The following is a 13,609-nucleotide window of genomic DNA, read 5'->3' as shown; positions in this document are numbered from 1 at the left end:
CGTTCTCACCCTGAGGAGGCCGAAGATGCCGGAAGATCGCCCGCCCTACCCGCCGTTCACGCGGGAGACGGCACTGCGGAAGGTCCAAGCGGCCGAAGACGGCTGGAACACCCGCGATCCCCGCCGGGTCGCGTCGGCGTACACGCCGGACTCCGTCTGGCGGAACCGCGACACGTTCGTCCGCGGCCGCGAGGAGATCGTCACGTTCCTGACCGCGAAGTGGGAGCGGGAACTGGACTACGCGCTGCGCAAGAACCTCTGGGCGTTCACCGACGACCGGATCGCCGTCCGGTTCCAGTACGAATGGCATGACCACGCCGGTCAGTCGTGGCGCAGCTACGGCAACGAACTGTGGGAGTTCGACGAGCACGGGCTCATGAGCCGTCGTGAGGCGAGCATCAACGACGTGGCCATCTCCGAGAGCGAGCGGCGCATCCGCGGCCCGCGCCCGGAGGAAGAACACGGAGCCGACTTCCCGCTCCGGTGAGGCACCTCGCCGATCAGTCCACGATCGCGGCGATCTCCCACAATCCCAAGGACTTGTCGGCGTAGGACCCGCCCTCTTCGGTACACCCTTCGACCAGCACGGCCAGCGGCTCCGGGAACCCGAACGGCTCCCGGCACAGGTTCAGCGGCCGCCAATCGCCCGTCGCGATGTCGGCGTTGGTGCCCAGTTCGGTGAAGGTCGTGGTCAGCAGGTACCGGGAGCCGCTTCGCCTGAGGTTGCGCAGCGCCCGCTCGATATCGGCGAAACTCAAGTGCACCAGGCAATCCCGGCACAGGACGAGGTCGGCCGACGGCAGCGGATCACCGGTCAGATCGAGCACCCGGAACTCGTGGACCGGATCGTCGCGGAACCGTGCGGCGTTCATCTCGATCAGGTCGGGGACGATGTCGGCGCCGATGTACCGGTCGAGGTCGAGGTCCACCTCACTGAGCCAGCCGTAGTCCCCGCACGGGACATCGAGCAGGGTGCGCACCCCGAAACGATCGAGGAGGCCGGGCAACCGGTCGCTCAGTTCCCGCGTCTGGACCGACTCGGAACCGGGCCCGGAGACCGACGAGGAACTCCACAGCCGGGAGCGGAAAATGTAGGTGAAACGATCCTGGGTCCCCATGCTTTCGAGCTCTTCGGCGACCCGCCGGAAGTTGCGCTGCGCCGTGGTGATCGGTCGTTCGTCCACCCCTTCATGGTAGATCGATTCTCACGATTTGCCGGAAGACGGCATCAGCGCGTTCTCCTCGTGGTCGAGTTCGGTCTGCAGGATCCGGAGGCTGGCGTCGGGCAACCGACCGGCGTCACGCCAGCGGAGGAGTTCTTCCCGCTGCGCCTCGATGATGCTGTGCCGGGCGCGGACGGCCGCCTCGTATCCCGGAGCCCGGGGCGTGAGCGGGTTGTCCTCGAGGTAGGCCAACCGCGCCCGGTAGCGTCGCTGACGGCTTTGAAGGTTCTTGCGCAGCGCCGCCGCCGCCTCGTCCGGCACGTCGTCCTCTTCGACGAGCTGGTCCAGACGAGCGAGCGCCGCGTCCACAGCGGCGCTGCGTGCCTGGTTACGCAGCCGGGCCTGATCCTGGACGTCGGCACGCAGGCCGAGCCGTTTCAGGAGCGGCCCGAAAGTCACCCCCTGGCCCACGAGCGTCACCAAGACCACCAGGAACGCCGAGAACAGCAGGAGATCGCGCGCGGGGAACGGACTGCCGTCCGCGGTCACGACGGGGATGGCGAACGCGGCCGCGAGCGTGATCACCCCTCGGGTGCCCGCCCAGCTCAGGCCCGCGATCTCCTTGCCCGTCAGCGCCCGCTCCGCCGCCTCCCCCGTTTCGTCCGCGCTGCCGAGCCGGGCGTGCAGCCGCCGCGGGAAGAGCTGGGTCAGCACCAGCCACAACGGCCGGACCAACAGAACCGCGCCCACGGTGACCACCGCCGTCAAGACCACCGAGCCGACCGGGTAGCCGCCGAGCCCGGCGATGACGGCCGGCAACTGCTGGCCGATGAGCAGGAAGACGAATCCTTCGAGCAGGTAGTTGACCAGGCTCCACACCGCACCCGTCTGCAACCTGCTCGCTCCCGTCTGGAGGCGGGGCGTCTGATGTCCGACGATCAACCCCGCCACCACGACAGCCAGGACACCCGAACCGTGGATGGTCTCGCCGAGCACATAGGCGGTGAACGGCGTCGCCAGCGAGACCGCGTTCGCCGACAGGGGATCCGCCAAGACTCGGCGGGACAATCGCACCAGGAACGCCACGACCACACCGACCAGCAGTCCACCTATCGTGGCCAAGGCGAACTCGCCGGTCGCGAGCCCGAACGAGAAACTGCCGCCGACCGCGACGGCGAGCGCCATCTTGTAGACCGTCAGCGCCGTGGCGTCGTTGAGCAGCCCCTCACCCTCGATCAGGGTCGACAGCTTCGCGGGCAGCCCGACCCGGCGGCCGACGGCCAGCGCCGCCACCGGATCCGGCGGCGCCACCGCCGCACCGAGCGCGATCGCGGCCGCGAGCGGGATCACCGGGACGAGCCAGGTCAGCAACCCGCCGACCGCGAACGCCGTCGCCAGCACCAACAGGACCGAGAGACTGACAACCGAGCGCAACTTGCTGCGGATCGCCAGCAGACTCGAACCGAGCGCGGCGTTGTACAGCAACGGCGGAAGGATGACGTCGAGGACGAACTCCGGTTCCAAGTGCAGATTCGGCCCAGGGAGCAGGGCATAGACGAGCCCGACGACGGTCAGCAGCACCGGATCCGGCAAGCCGATCCGGTGGCTGATCGCGCTCACCACGACGATGACGCCCAGCATGACCAGCACGAACCCGATTGCACCCAGCATGCCCCTTGTTCTACCTGACGGAAAAAACCCGGCCGCGCGCGTGTCGTCCATCCAGTCACGCGTGTCGTCCGCCGGATCACACGTGCCGTCCCATCAGTCACGACCACCGGCACCGACCATGCCACCTTTGCCTTACCACTCACGAGACCCAGGAGCAGGCCCATGACCGAATGGGACATCGAGCGAGACCGGCTGTTGAAGGCGAATGCCGGCGCATTCGCCGGGACCGCGCTGTCGAACGTCGTGCGCGAGTACCCGCACCACGAGAGCCACTGGCACGTGAAGGGCGTGCCCATCCTCTCCCCGCGTCTGTCGCATCCGTGCTTCTACGGCAGTTTCGACTGGCACTCCTGTGTGGAAATGTTCTGGGTGCTCGTGCGCCTGCTGCGCCACCACGCCGAACTCGTGCCGGCCGAGGAGATCCGCGAATGCCTCAACGAACACCTGACCGTCGACGCGCTCGCGGGTGAGGTCGCCTTCTTCGCTCCCGAAGAACACCGCACCACCCAACGTCCGTACGGCTGGTCCGCACTGCTGGAACTCGCTTTCGAGACCGCCACCTGGGACGACCCGGATGCCGCACGCTGGTCAGCCGCGTTGAAAGAGTTGAGCACGGTCTTCGTGACCCGCTACCTCGGCTGGCTGCCGCGCACCACGTACCCGATCCGGTACGGGGTGCACGACAACGGCGCGTTCGGGTTGTCCCGCGCCCTGCCCTACGCCTGTCACCTCGCCGAGCAGGGGGACTCGCGACTGCGCGACGTCATCGTCGAGACCGCCTGGCGCTGGTTCGGATCCGACCAGGACTACCCGGGCGCCTGGGAACCGTCCGGAGCCGATTTCCTGTCCCCCGCCCTCGCCGAAGCCGAACTCATGTCCCGCCTGCTGCCCGCGACCGAATTCGCCGAATGGCTGGACAGGTTCCTGCCCGGCATCGCCGAGCGGAAGCCCTCGTCACTTTTCATCCCGGCGACCGTGACCGATCCTTCCGACGGGCAGCTCGCCCACCTGCACGGCCTCAATCTGCATCGCGCCTGGTGCTGGCACCGTCTCGCGCGCACCCTCCCCGAGGGTGACGGCCGGATCCCCGCCATACTCGGGGCCACGCACGCGCACACCCATGCCTCACTTTCACAGACCACCGGCGGTGCCTACATGGTCGAACACTTCCTGGCCTACTACGCACTTCTGCTGCTCGGTTGAGCCGGCGATGACCTGGTCGTTCCCGCGAATCACCATCGGCGCCGAACGCCGGCTGCTCGAAGCCATGCTGGACCGCAACCGGGCCGAACTGGTCAATTCGGTGCGCGGCTTGTCGGAAGCCGAGTCCCGACGGCGGCTCGTCGCGTCCATGACCACGCCGATCGGTCTGCTCAAACACGCCGCGGTCGCCGAACGGATCTGGTTCCACCACGTCCTCGGCGGCGTGCCCGAGAACGAATGTGACGGTGGTACGACGCCGGGCGACGCCAGTTTCGTCGTCGGGGACCACGAGACGCTGACCGAGGTGATCGCCGAGTTCGAGCGCGCCAGTGCGCGCTCCCGCGTGATCGCCGCGGACTTCGACCTCGACGAGATCAAGACGCATCCCCGCGTCGGCGACGTGAGCCTGCGGTTCGTCCATTTGCTCTTGATCGAGGATTTCGCGCGGCACGCCGGGCACGGCGACATCCTCCGCGAACAGATCCTGTCCGCGGGGTGACCACCCGGTCAGACCAGTCACTCGCTGTTGGTGAGCCGAGTGAGGTCACAACGGGTGGCGGGGCGACCGATCGAGTGAACCCACCGTGAGCACGGATGCTCGGGGTTGGCTGAAATTGACCGTAAGCCGCTCTTGCGATCAGCATTCTGCATAGTGCGAAGTCGTCGCGCACAACGACGAATATTCGGTACTCCACCTGCGAAGATCAGCTCGGCGGCCGATCGCGCCGTGACCTGGCTCGACACCGGAAAGGCAAGTCACCGGGCCGTCGAGGCCTCTCGATGGCGCTGGGCCATTCGGCGTCACCCGCTACTTTTAGTAGTTTTCGGGGTCACCCAGACCGTTGAGCGACGCGTGCATACCGTTCAGCGCGACACACGCTGTACGACTGAACGGTCACAGTCCGCTTTCGCCAAGATGTTCTCAGCCGCACCGGTAAAGAACCGGTAACGCACGCGTGGCCCCCTGCTGTAACAGGAGGCCACGCGGATGTCCATTCGCCCGCTCGCTAGAACAAGGACAGGACAGCCGTGACCATACAGCCTGATAACGCGAAGACACCAGACAACGGTCCGCCCCGTCGGGTCAAAGTCGTCATCGAGCACGTCGAAAAGCCGGCCCGGCGGGTCGCCACCTCCGCGGAAATGCTCCGCGCGGCTCGGCCTCTCCTGAGGAGCCCTGGCCGCCACCGCAAGGAGCAGACCAGGGACAGCTGGCTCTGCCTGGCGATGACGGTTCTCGCCGGCTGGGCGCCGACGCTGCGGATGTGTCTCCTCCTGGCGATCGGCGGCGGGATCGTCGTCGGTGTCGTCAAGATCAGCACGCCGGAGATCGGCGCTTCGGCAGGGACGTTCGTCGGTCTCCTGACTCTCTTCGGCGCCTGGATTGTCAAAGCCCGCCAAGGGAAACACCGGCGGGAGCCGAGTCTGTAGCCCGAAACCCACGCCCCGTGCCGGTCGCATCGCCGGCACGGGGCTTCGGGCATAGTCGGAAATTCTCCACATCTGTCCGGCGACCTCCGGTTGAATGATCGCGAAGTCCCGACATGTGAGGAGATCTCGTGCGGACAGCTAGAAGACTGGGGGCCCTGGCCGTTTCGGTGCTGGCAGCGGCCACGGCACTGAGCAGCCCGGCGTCGGCAGGCACCGTGCAGTCGTTCCACACCACACTCGACCCCGCTTCGGTGCGGGAGTCGGTGCGATACCTGGTCGAGAACTACCAGGTCGACGAGCAGGAGGCGGTACGCCGTCTGGAATTGCAGACCGACGGCGTCAAGCTGGACGAGTTGCTGCGCCGTGATCGCGGCGCCGAGTACGGCGGCATGTGGCTCGACCAGGACAAGGGGCAGCTGGTCGTGGCGATGACCGAGCCCGCGGCCGCTGAACCGTATCTGCGGGCGATGCCCGTCCGTTCCGGCGTTCGCACACAACGGGTCCAGCATTCGTTGCAGCAGCTCACGGCAGCGAAGGAACGCGTCGCCGCGAAGGTCGGCGCAGGGCCGGAAGCCGTCTTCCTTCCGGCGGTGAGCCAGTCCGAGAACCGGGTCGTGCTGTGGGAACGCGGCTGGGTGGCGCAGGAGAAGGCGGCCATGCGCGCCGTGACCGCCGAAGTGAACATCGCTCGCACGGCCGCGGCGGCGGAATCCGGCATGGTCGTGTCGCGCGTGCTGGCGAATCCGAACGCGCTCTCCACGCCGAACGTGGACTTGGGTTTCTGCCATCCGCTCTACTGCACCGGTTACGGCCCGATGCGCGGCGGCATCCGGCTGGACATGAAGCGCGACAACGGCACCTGGGGCGGCTGCACCAGCGGCTTCAACCTGCGGTCCACCGGCGGCGGTTTCCCCGGAAAGGGCTGGGTGCTGACCGCGGGACACTGCATGCGGACGAAGACCAACAACACGCCGACTCAGCACAACGGCAACGACGTGCTGCAGCAGCACGGCATCGAGAAGAGCTCGTACCCGTACGACTACGCGGCCCTGCCGTACGTCAACGACGCGGCGGCGACGAACTGGCTCGAAGGCCAGACCGGCCGCAACCGGGTGCTGAAGTACTGCCGCAACGGCGGCATGGACAGCAACGGTGACACCCCGTGCGGCGCGCAGGCCACCTCGGTCGACGAGTACATCACCGGCGCGCACAAACTCGCCGACATCAAGGCGGGCTGGGTCGTCTGCGCCACGGGGACCGCCTCGAGCGCGGTGAACTACCCCGATTCCGTGGACAGCGGCGCGGGCGCCGGCTACCTGGTCGGGACCCGCTGTGGTCGTGTCCTGTCCACGGACGTCGGCATCAACACCGACCTGTGCGCCCGTCCCGGCGACAGCGGCGGACCGCTGTTCAGCCAGGCCGATCACGCCGCGCTGGGCATCCTGGTCGGGAATCAGCAGTCCCGGTCGGGCCCCTGCCAGGCCGGTGAGCTGAACAACTACGCGCCGATCGAGACGATCACCACCGATCTCAGCGAGCGGATCGCGAGCCAGGGATCGAAGTTCGCGGTGATCACCACTCCGAACGGCTGATCTCCGAGTACGTGAAGGCCCCCTTCGCGATGAAGGGGGCCTTCACGTGATTTCTCAGGACGTCAGCAACGGACCTTCGTATCGCAACGAGTCACCCTCGCCGTACACCCGAACCGTGAACTCCGGCGGCTCCCACGGCGCGAACACTTCGTCGACCGTCTGGGGCACCGGCCCCAGGTCGACGTCCACCGCGAAGGTATGGGCCACGATGTCGGCTCCGACGACGGCGCCGTCCGCATCGGCGACCTCCAGGCGGCTCACCCCGGCGTCGATCGCTCCGAGCACGCCCGGCCTGCTGCTCCAGACCGCGAATCCGCGCTCGGCGGTGTCACTTCCGTACCCTCTGCTCATGATGTTGAACAGCGTGCTCTCTCCCTCCCGGAAGACGCACTCCGCCTCGGCGCCCGAATCGTTGTAGGCCAGCAGCCGCCCGTTCGCGCTGCCCGCCCAGAGTCGCGCGCCGGTGTGCCATCCGGCGTGTGACACCGCCTTCGTCGAGCCTGCGGTCTCCGCTGACCGATACAGCTCACTGAGGGCCGTCAACTCCACTGTCCACTGCTCGACTTCTTCATCCCTTGCTGGGGCCACTACGCGTGAACTCTCCTTTCCGACTGTCCACAATGGTCACCATCGAGGCTGACACAGCCGGATGTCGATCACATCGGGGTTTCCCCGGAGATCACCCGGACCCGCTGCATGGTTCCGTGCAACCGACAGGCGTTAGGCCGAGCAGAGCAATCTCGCGCTTTTCCCGTCATGGGGATTTCGGTCGCACGTCGGAGTATCGCCGGGGCACTCCCGGCGGCACTCCGACGCAGAGGGGTACGGCTGATGACCGCGCAGCGCACGATCATGGACGAGATCGGCGAAATCGGTGTCTGGCTGACAGGCGAATTCGGCGGCCTAGTGCCCTCCACCATGATCAGCCGGGTGCTCAACGCGAGCAAGCGCGACCTCGAAGGACGTATCGACCCCGAGGAACTGGGTGAGATGTTCTACACCCTCTGCCGATTCCGGCTCCAGCGGATCGTGGCCGCCGACCAGCGGATCATCGTCAAGATTCCCGACGCTCGCCTCTCGTGACGGCCCGGGATCGCGACGCACCGTCACCCCGCTCCCCCCATGGAGCGGCGATGTCACACTGAGTGTGCGAAGGTGACGACATGGCCGCTTCCCGCAGACGATTCCCCGTCTCCTGGACCACCGTCATGCCGGTCCTCGCCATAGTCGTCCTGGCGCTGAGCTGGGGCCGCGAACTGGGCCCGGTGCCGGTGGTCGTCGTCGCGCTGGCGCTCGGCGGGACCGTGCTGGCCGCGGTCCACCACGCCGAAGTGGTCGCGCATCGCGTCGGCGAACCCTTCGGCTCGCTTGTGCTGGCGGTCGCGGTCACGGTCATCGAAGTCGCGCTGATCGTGACGATGATGTCCTCCGGCGGCCCCGAGGCAGGCACGCTGGCCCGTGACACCGTGTTCGCCGCGGTCATGATCACGATGAACGGCATCGCCGGCATTTCGCTCATGGTCGGCGCTCGCCGCACCGGCGAGACGCATTTCAACCCGGAGGGCAGCGGCGGCGCGCTCGCCACCGTGGCGACGCTCGCCACCGTCAGCCTCGTGCTGCCGACCTTCACCACCAGCACTCCCGGCCCGGCCTTCAACGGCACACAGCTGACCTTCGCCGCTGTCGCCTCACTGCTGCTCTACGGCCTTTTCGTGCTCACCCAGACCGTGCGTCACCGCGACTTCTTCCTGCCGGTCGACAGCGAGGGTTCTGTCAAGGAGGAGGAACACGCCGAACCGCCGACCGCCAAGGCGGCGCTGACCAGCCTCGGGTTGCTGCTGGTGGCGCTGGTCGCCGTCGTCGGACTGGCGAAGGTCGAGTCACCGGCGATCGAAGCGGGGGTCAGGGCGGCCGGCTTCCCGCAATCGTTCGTCGGCGTCGTGATCGCCATGCTGGTCCTGCTGCCGGAGACCCTGGCCGCGACCCGGGCCGCCCGGCGAGACCGGATGCAGACCAGCCTCAACCTCGCCTACGGTTCGGCGATCGCGAGCATCGGGCTCACCATCCCGACCATCGCGCTGGCGTCGATCTGGCTGGACGGACCGCTGATGCTGGGCCTCGGCGCCACGCACATCGTGCTGCTGGCGCTGACGATCGCGGTCAGCGTGCTCACCGTCGTCCCCGGCCGCGCGACCCGGCTGCAGGGCGGGGTGCACCTGGTCCTGCTGGCCTCGTTCCTGGTCCTCGCCATCAATCCGTGACACGAGTCCTCTTCGGACGGTGTTCTGTCGGTGGTCGCGGGTAATCTCTGCCCGGTGAACGCTCGGGACCGCATCCAAGAACTCGCCGATCAGATCGTCGTCCTTCGCGACGCCTACTACCGGGGCTCGCCGAAGGTGGCCGACGCCGACTACGACGCGATCGAAGACGAATTGCGCGGCCTCATCGAGGCCAACCCCGAGCTGACCCCGGATCCGAACCCGCTCGACCAGGTCGGCGCACCCGCCGTCCTGCACGCGCCCATCCGGCACTCGCGCCCGATGTTGTCGCTGGAGAAGGCGACCAAGCCCGAGCAGGTCGCGGCGTTCTTCACCCGCTTCCCGGGGCAGTCGGTGGTCGTCATGCCCAAGCTCGACGGCCTGTCGCTGGCCCTGGTGTACGAGAACGGGCGGCTCGCCAGGGCGGTCACCCGAGGCGACGGGACCACCGGTGACGACGTGACCATGCTGGTGCGGGCGCTGACCGACGGCGTCCCGGACAAGGTCGACGCGCCGGGCCGGGTCGAGGTCCGCGGCGAGGCCGTCATGCTGCGCTCCACTTTCGCCGCCTACAACAAGGTCCACCCGGACAAACCGCTGATCAACCCGCGGAACGCCGCCGCCGGAACACTGCGCGCCAAGGATCCGGCCACCGTCGCCGAGCGGCGCCTCCAGTTCTTCGCCTTCGACCTCTCCACCGAACCCGACAGCGCGGAAACCGATCTCGACGGCGCGCTGAGGACGCTCGGGTTCGCCGCCGCCGACATGCGGCACTGCGAAGACGCCGAGTCGGCGCAGGCCGTCATCACGACCATCGAGCAGCAGCGCAACGACCTCGACTACGACCTCGACGGTGCCGTGCTGCGCCTGGCCGATCGCGACGCGTACGCGGCCGCCGGAACCCGGTCCAGCTCACCGCGCGGCGCGCTGGCGTTCAAATTCGCCGCCGAGGAGAAGACCACGGTGCTCGCCGACGTGGTCTGGGATGTCGGCAAGACCGGCAAGATCGCCCCCGTCGCGTGGCTGGAGCCGGTGTTCGTCGGCGGAACCACCGTCACCCGGGCGACACTGGCCAACCAGGAGGTCATCCGCGCTCGCGGCATCAAGATCGGCGACACCGTGCTGGTGCGCCGCGCCGGCGACGTGATCCCGTTCGTGGCGGGCGTCCTCGACGCCACCAAGCGCACGGGCGAGGAGCGGGAGATCGTGCCGCCGTCGGTGTGCCCGTCGTGCGAGGAACCGCTGACCGAACAGGGCAACAGCCGCGAGCTGTTCTGCACCAACGTCGCCTGCCCCGCACAGACCGTCCGGCGGCTGATCCACTGGGCGTCGCGCGCGGCCGCGGACATCGACGCGATCGGCGGGGTCTGGATCGAGCGGCTCGCCGAGGCCGGGATTCTCGAACACCCGTCGGACTTCTACCGGCTCACCAAGGAAACACTGCTGGAGTTCGACCGCATCGGCGAGATCTCCGCGACCCGCATGATCGAGTCCATCGACAAGAGCCGCGCCGTCGGCCTGCGCCGGGCGCTGATCGGGCTGGCGATCCCGATGGCCTCCGAAGGCACCGCCGCGCGGCTGTGCCGGGCCGGATTCGGTTCGCTGGAAGACGTCGCCGACGCGGGCGAAGAGGGCCTCGTCGCCGTGGAGGACATCGGCCCGAAGGTCGCCGCGTCCCTGATCGAGCACCTCACCCGGCTGCGCCCCGAACTCGAGCGGCTGCGGGAGGCCGACGTCTCGCTGGACGTGCGCGAAGAGGACCTTCCGCCGGTCGTCGCGGCCGGCGCGCCACTGGCGGGCAAGACGGTCGTGGTCACTGGATCGATCAGTGACCCCCGTTCCGGCGAGAAGGTGCCGCGCCCGACGTTCCAGCGGTTGTGCGAAAAGGCGGGCGCGACCATCGCGTCGTCGGTCTCGGCGAACACGGACCTGCTCATCACCGGCGCCGACGTCGGGGCGAGCAAGCTGACGAAGGCCGAAAAGCTCGAAGTCGAGGTCGTGGACCAGGGCGTGATCTGGCGGCAGTTGATCGAGGCGGGCGTCGTTTAGCCAAGGTTGGAACCGGGCCCTCACTCGACTCAGCCGAGGAAACTCGACCTTCACACCAGCTCAAGTACATGAAGGACCCCATCCTTGCGCCTAGGTACAGGAAGGGGTCCTTCATGTACCTAGGCGGACAAGGACACAGGTACCGAGCCAGTCAAGTCTCGTTACCCCGCGGGCTTCGTCCGGTACCGCGGACTCGTCGAGTGCCATTCGAAGCCGCCGCCCATCCATCCCCGCAACCCACGCAGGAACCGTTGCAGTTCAAGGGAGGGCACGGCGCTCAGCTTTTCGTGCGCCGCTTGGAAGTCCCGGACGACGTCGTTGTGCAGTGCGACGGTGATCGCCGTGGCCTCTTCGATCGTGCATTTCCGGTCGTCGGCGATCAGCAGGACCGCGTTGCAGGGCGGCGACTCGTCCTCGAGGTCCTTGGCGACCGAGTGCACGTCGTTGACGAGCACGGACGCCGTGCCCGCTTGGATCGCCGCCTCACGGACCCGCGGGTCGTAGTAGAGGTTCGACGTCAGTTCGTAGCCGCCGAGGACGTCGATCAGCGTCATGGACGTGTAGAAGCTGTCGTGCTGCCTGGCCGCGAGGTACTCCCAGGCGGGTGGGTATTTCCCGCTGTGACGCCATGCCGCATAGGCGCTCCAGCTCACGAACATCGCGAAGGTCGAATAGCAGACCCGTTGGACCTGCGCGGCGGTCCCGGCTTGCCGCAGGAAGTCCGTCCCCGAGTTGAGGGCCACCAGAACCCGGTCGTTTCGCAGCGTTTCGTCGAGGTCGCGGCTGAATTCACCCAGTGACGGCACGGGGTCCATGGCGGCCATCGCGAGCGCGAGTTTCGGCGGCAGCTCCGCCGGCACCGCACCGAGCGAGGTGTCGTCGGCGTAGAGGTCGTCGGCCGCCCACCAGGCGGCGTTGAGCCGCGCGGAGATCAGCAGTTTGTCGGGATCCTCGCAGTCCGGGTGGGCGAGCATGACGAGCCTGCCGAAACCCGCCTTCCCGATCTGCTCGCATTCCTCCTCGCCGAACCCGCACTCCCCCGCCCACAGGACCAGCCGCCTGTCGACCTCCTCGGCGAGCGGATCGTTGATGCGTTCGGTGACGGGGCAGTACAACGGCGGCGCGGACCCGTCGCCCCACGGCCGGTACGCGTACGCCGGGTCGAGAGCGGGTTCCTCCGGCGGCGGCGGAGTTTCCTCCACCGCCGCCGGGGGAACAGCGGTCAGCCGGGCCACCAGCCGAGCGGCTGACGTGCCCAGTCCGCTCGGACCGGCCAGTAGTGTGGCGAGCGCACCCTGTTCGGTCATCGCTTACTCCGATGGTCTCGCGGGATCAGACGCGGTCCGCGGCGATCAGCAGGTAGTGGAAGCTGCCTTCGCGATAGGCGTCCAGGAACGGGCCTTCGATCCCGGTCGCCACCGAGGACTTCGCCCGCAGTTCCCAGTACGGGATCGTGTCCGGCGTCAGGTCCACCACCGAGATCGGCACCAGGTCGTTGGCCGTCATGGCCTTGAAGTACTGGCTGCGCGGATGGATGTTGCAGGTGTAGTGCTGGTCGATCTGCGCGACGGCCTTGGACCGGCCACCGGTCACGTCGTTGTAGCAGCCGGTGATGGTGACGTAGCGCCCGCCGAACTCCAGCTGTCGCGCGTGCTCGGCGAAGAGCTCGTAGAGGTCCACGTACATGGTGCTTTCGTTGTTCCAGATCGCCTTGCGCGAACCGGTTTCGAAGCCCGTGTCGAGCATGTTCCGGAAGTGGTAGCGCACCCGGTCGGCGACGCCCCTGATGTCCGCCTGGTGATTGGCGAACTCGACCTGCTTCTCCGAGATCGAGATCCCGTCGACGTGGCAGCCGAACCGCGCGTTGGCCATGATGCTGGACCCGCCGCGCCCGCAGCCGGCGTCGAGAAGCCGGTCGTCCGGTTCGACGTCGCCGAGGTGATCGAGCAAGACGTCCGCCTGCGCGGTCTCCAGTCGGTGCATTTCGGCGATGATCCGCTCGTCCCGGGTGTTCTCGGGACCTTCCAGCACCGACCAGTCGACCTCGCCGATCCCGTAATGGTGGTGATAGAGCCCGTCCACATCGCCAAGACGCAGGTTGACCGGGTCCTTCTCCTTGTTCCAGTACGACGCCACCGACTTCTGGTACTCGGTGCGCAGCACCTTTGCGGGAGCGGGGGTACGGGCGATGGTCACGTGTGTGGTCCTTTCTGAAGCTTTGTTGTTCGTTGTCGTGGCAGGC

The 13,609-nt window shown here is 67.7% G+C and carries 13 protein-coding genes; 8 read left to right on the top strand and 5 right to left on the bottom strand.

Translation table 11 applies throughout. The annotated features are described in order from the left end of the window. Positions 1 to 25: 25 nt before the first annotated feature. The gene (locus ACLJO0_RS26750) at positions 26 to 487 is read left to right on the top strand and encodes a nuclear transport factor 2 family protein (protein WP_125795716.1); all 462 of its coding nucleotides are present in this window, start codon (positions 26 to 28) and stop codon (positions 485 to 487) included. A gap of 13 nt (positions 488 to 500) precedes the next feature. Here the strand turns inward: ACLJO0_RS26750 and ACLJO0_RS26745 are convergent, their stop codons facing one another. Then, complete coding sequence (locus tag ACLJO0_RS26745; protein ID WP_410581210.1) at positions 501 to 1,184, bottom strand: class I SAM-dependent methyltransferase; 684 nt, start codon at positions 1,182 to 1,184, stop codon at positions 501 to 503. Positions 1,185 to 1,205: 21 nt separating this feature from the next. Further along, positions 1,206 to 2,834: a Na+/H+ antiporter gene (locus tag ACLJO0_RS26740; protein WP_410581208.1), complete on the bottom strand. Its 1,629-nt coding sequence runs from the start codon at positions 2,832 to 2,834 to the stop codon at positions 1,206 to 1,208. A gap of 162 nt (positions 2,835 to 2,996) precedes the next feature. Here ACLJO0_RS26740 and ACLJO0_RS26735 point away from each other — a divergent pair, with 162 nt between their 5' ends. The 4 genes from ACLJO0_RS26735 to ACLJO0_RS26720 all read left to right on the top strand — a co-directional run bounded on the left by ACLJO0_RS26735 (position 2,997) and on the right by ACLJO0_RS26720 (position 7,060). Continuing rightward, the gene (locus ACLJO0_RS26735; RefSeq protein WP_410581207.1) at positions 2,997 to 4,037 is read left to right on the top strand and encodes a DUF2891 domain-containing protein; all 1,041 of its coding nucleotides are present in this window, start codon (positions 2,997 to 2,999) and stop codon (positions 4,035 to 4,037) included. Between the two features lie 7 nt (positions 4,038 to 4,044). After that, positions 4,045 to 4,536, top strand: coding sequence for a DinB family protein (locus ACLJO0_RS26730; RefSeq protein WP_410581205.1), 492 nt, complete (start codon positions 4,045 to 4,047; stop codon positions 4,534 to 4,536). Between the two features lie 530 nt (positions 4,537 to 5,066). Beyond that, positions 5,067 to 5,468 (top strand): hypothetical protein, encoded by a 402-nt coding sequence (locus ACLJO0_RS26725; RefSeq protein ID WP_233611749.1) that lies wholly within the window; start codon positions 5,067 to 5,069, stop codon positions 5,466 to 5,468. A 128-nt stretch (positions 5,469 to 5,596) separates the two neighbouring features. Further along, a complete protein-coding gene (locus ACLJO0_RS26720) occupies positions 5,597 to 7,060 on the top strand; it encodes a trypsin-like serine protease (RefSeq protein ID WP_410581203.1) in 1,464 nt (487 codons plus the stop codon). Between the two features lie 54 nt (positions 7,061 to 7,114). Here the strand turns inward: ACLJO0_RS26720 and ACLJO0_RS26715 are convergent, their stop codons facing one another. Then, positions 7,115 to 7,609, bottom strand: a complete 495-nt coding sequence (locus ACLJO0_RS26715) for a hypothetical protein (RefSeq protein WP_410581201.1) — start codon at positions 7,607 to 7,609, stop codon at positions 7,115 to 7,117. Positions 7,610 to 7,891: 282 nt separating this feature from the next. Between ACLJO0_RS26715 and ACLJO0_RS26710 the strand changes: the two genes are divergently transcribed. From ACLJO0_RS26710 to ligA, 3 genes are all read left to right on the top strand, one after another. Continuing rightward, positions 7,892 to 8,143 carry a hypothetical protein gene (locus ACLJO0_RS26710; RefSeq protein ID WP_410581199.1) on the top strand — a complete coding sequence of 84 codons (252 nt, stop codon included), beginning with the start codon at positions 7,892 to 7,894 and terminating at the stop codon, positions 8,141 to 8,143. 80 nt (positions 8,144 to 8,223) lie between these two features. Further along, the gene (locus tag ACLJO0_RS26705; RefSeq protein ID WP_410581198.1) at positions 8,224 to 9,321 is read left to right on the top strand and encodes a calcium:proton antiporter; all 1,098 of its coding nucleotides are present in this window, start codon (positions 8,224 to 8,226) and stop codon (positions 9,319 to 9,321) included. A 54-nt stretch (positions 9,322 to 9,375) separates the two neighbouring features. Further along, a complete protein-coding gene (gene ligA, locus ACLJO0_RS26700; protein ID WP_410581197.1) occupies positions 9,376 to 11,367 on the top strand; it encodes an NAD-dependent DNA ligase LigA in 1,992 nt (663 codons plus the stop codon). Positions 11,368 to 11,528: 161 nt separating this feature from the next. Here ligA and ACLJO0_RS26695 read toward each other — a convergent pair whose 3' ends face one another. Beyond that, positions 11,529 to 12,674: a family 2 encapsulin nanocompartment cargo protein terpene cyclase gene (locus tag ACLJO0_RS26695; protein WP_410581195.1), complete on the bottom strand. Its 1,146-nt coding sequence runs from the start codon at positions 12,672 to 12,674 to the stop codon at positions 11,529 to 11,531. A gap of 25 nt (positions 12,675 to 12,699) precedes the next feature. Then, complete coding sequence (locus ACLJO0_RS26690; protein WP_410581194.1) at positions 12,700 to 13,563, bottom strand: geranyl diphosphate 2-C-methyltransferase; 864 nt, start codon at positions 13,561 to 13,563, stop codon at positions 12,700 to 12,702. Between the last annotated feature and the right edge of the window lie 46 nt (positions 13,564 to 13,609).

The sequence above is a fragment of the Amycolatopsis sp. lyj-108 genome, assembly GCF_046549005.1.
GTDB lineage: Bacteria > Actinomycetota > Actinomycetes > Mycobacteriales > Pseudonocardiaceae > Amycolatopsis.
This window is presented reverse-complemented; position numbering and strand designations above follow the sequence as displayed.

Coding starts and splice junctions, on each gene's coding strand:
- ACLJO0_RS26750 (WP_125795716.1), top strand. CDS start 26: ATGCCGGAAGATCGCCCGCCCTACCCGCCGTTCACGCGGGAGACGGCA.
- ACLJO0_RS26740 (WP_410581208.1), bottom strand. CDS start 2,834: ATGCTGGGTGCAATCGGGTTCGTGCTGGTCATGCTGGGCGTCATCGTC.
- ACLJO0_RS26735 (WP_410581207.1), top strand. CDS start 2,997: ATGACCGAATGGGACATCGAGCGAGACCGGCTGTTGAAGGCGAATGCC.
- ACLJO0_RS26730 (WP_410581205.1), top strand. CDS start 4,045: ATGACCTGGTCGTTCCCGCGAATCACCATCGGCGCCGAACGCCGGCTG.
- ACLJO0_RS26710 (WP_410581199.1), top strand. CDS start 7,892: ATGACCGCGCAGCGCACGATCATGGACGAGATCGGCGAAATCGGTGTC.
- ACLJO0_RS26705 (WP_410581198.1), top strand. CDS start 8,224: ATGGCCGCTTCCCGCAGACGATTCCCCGTCTCCTGGACCACCGTCATG.
- ACLJO0_RS26695 (WP_410581195.1), bottom strand. CDS start 12,674: ATGACCGAACAGGGTGCGCTCGCCACACTACTGGCCGGTCCGAGCGGA.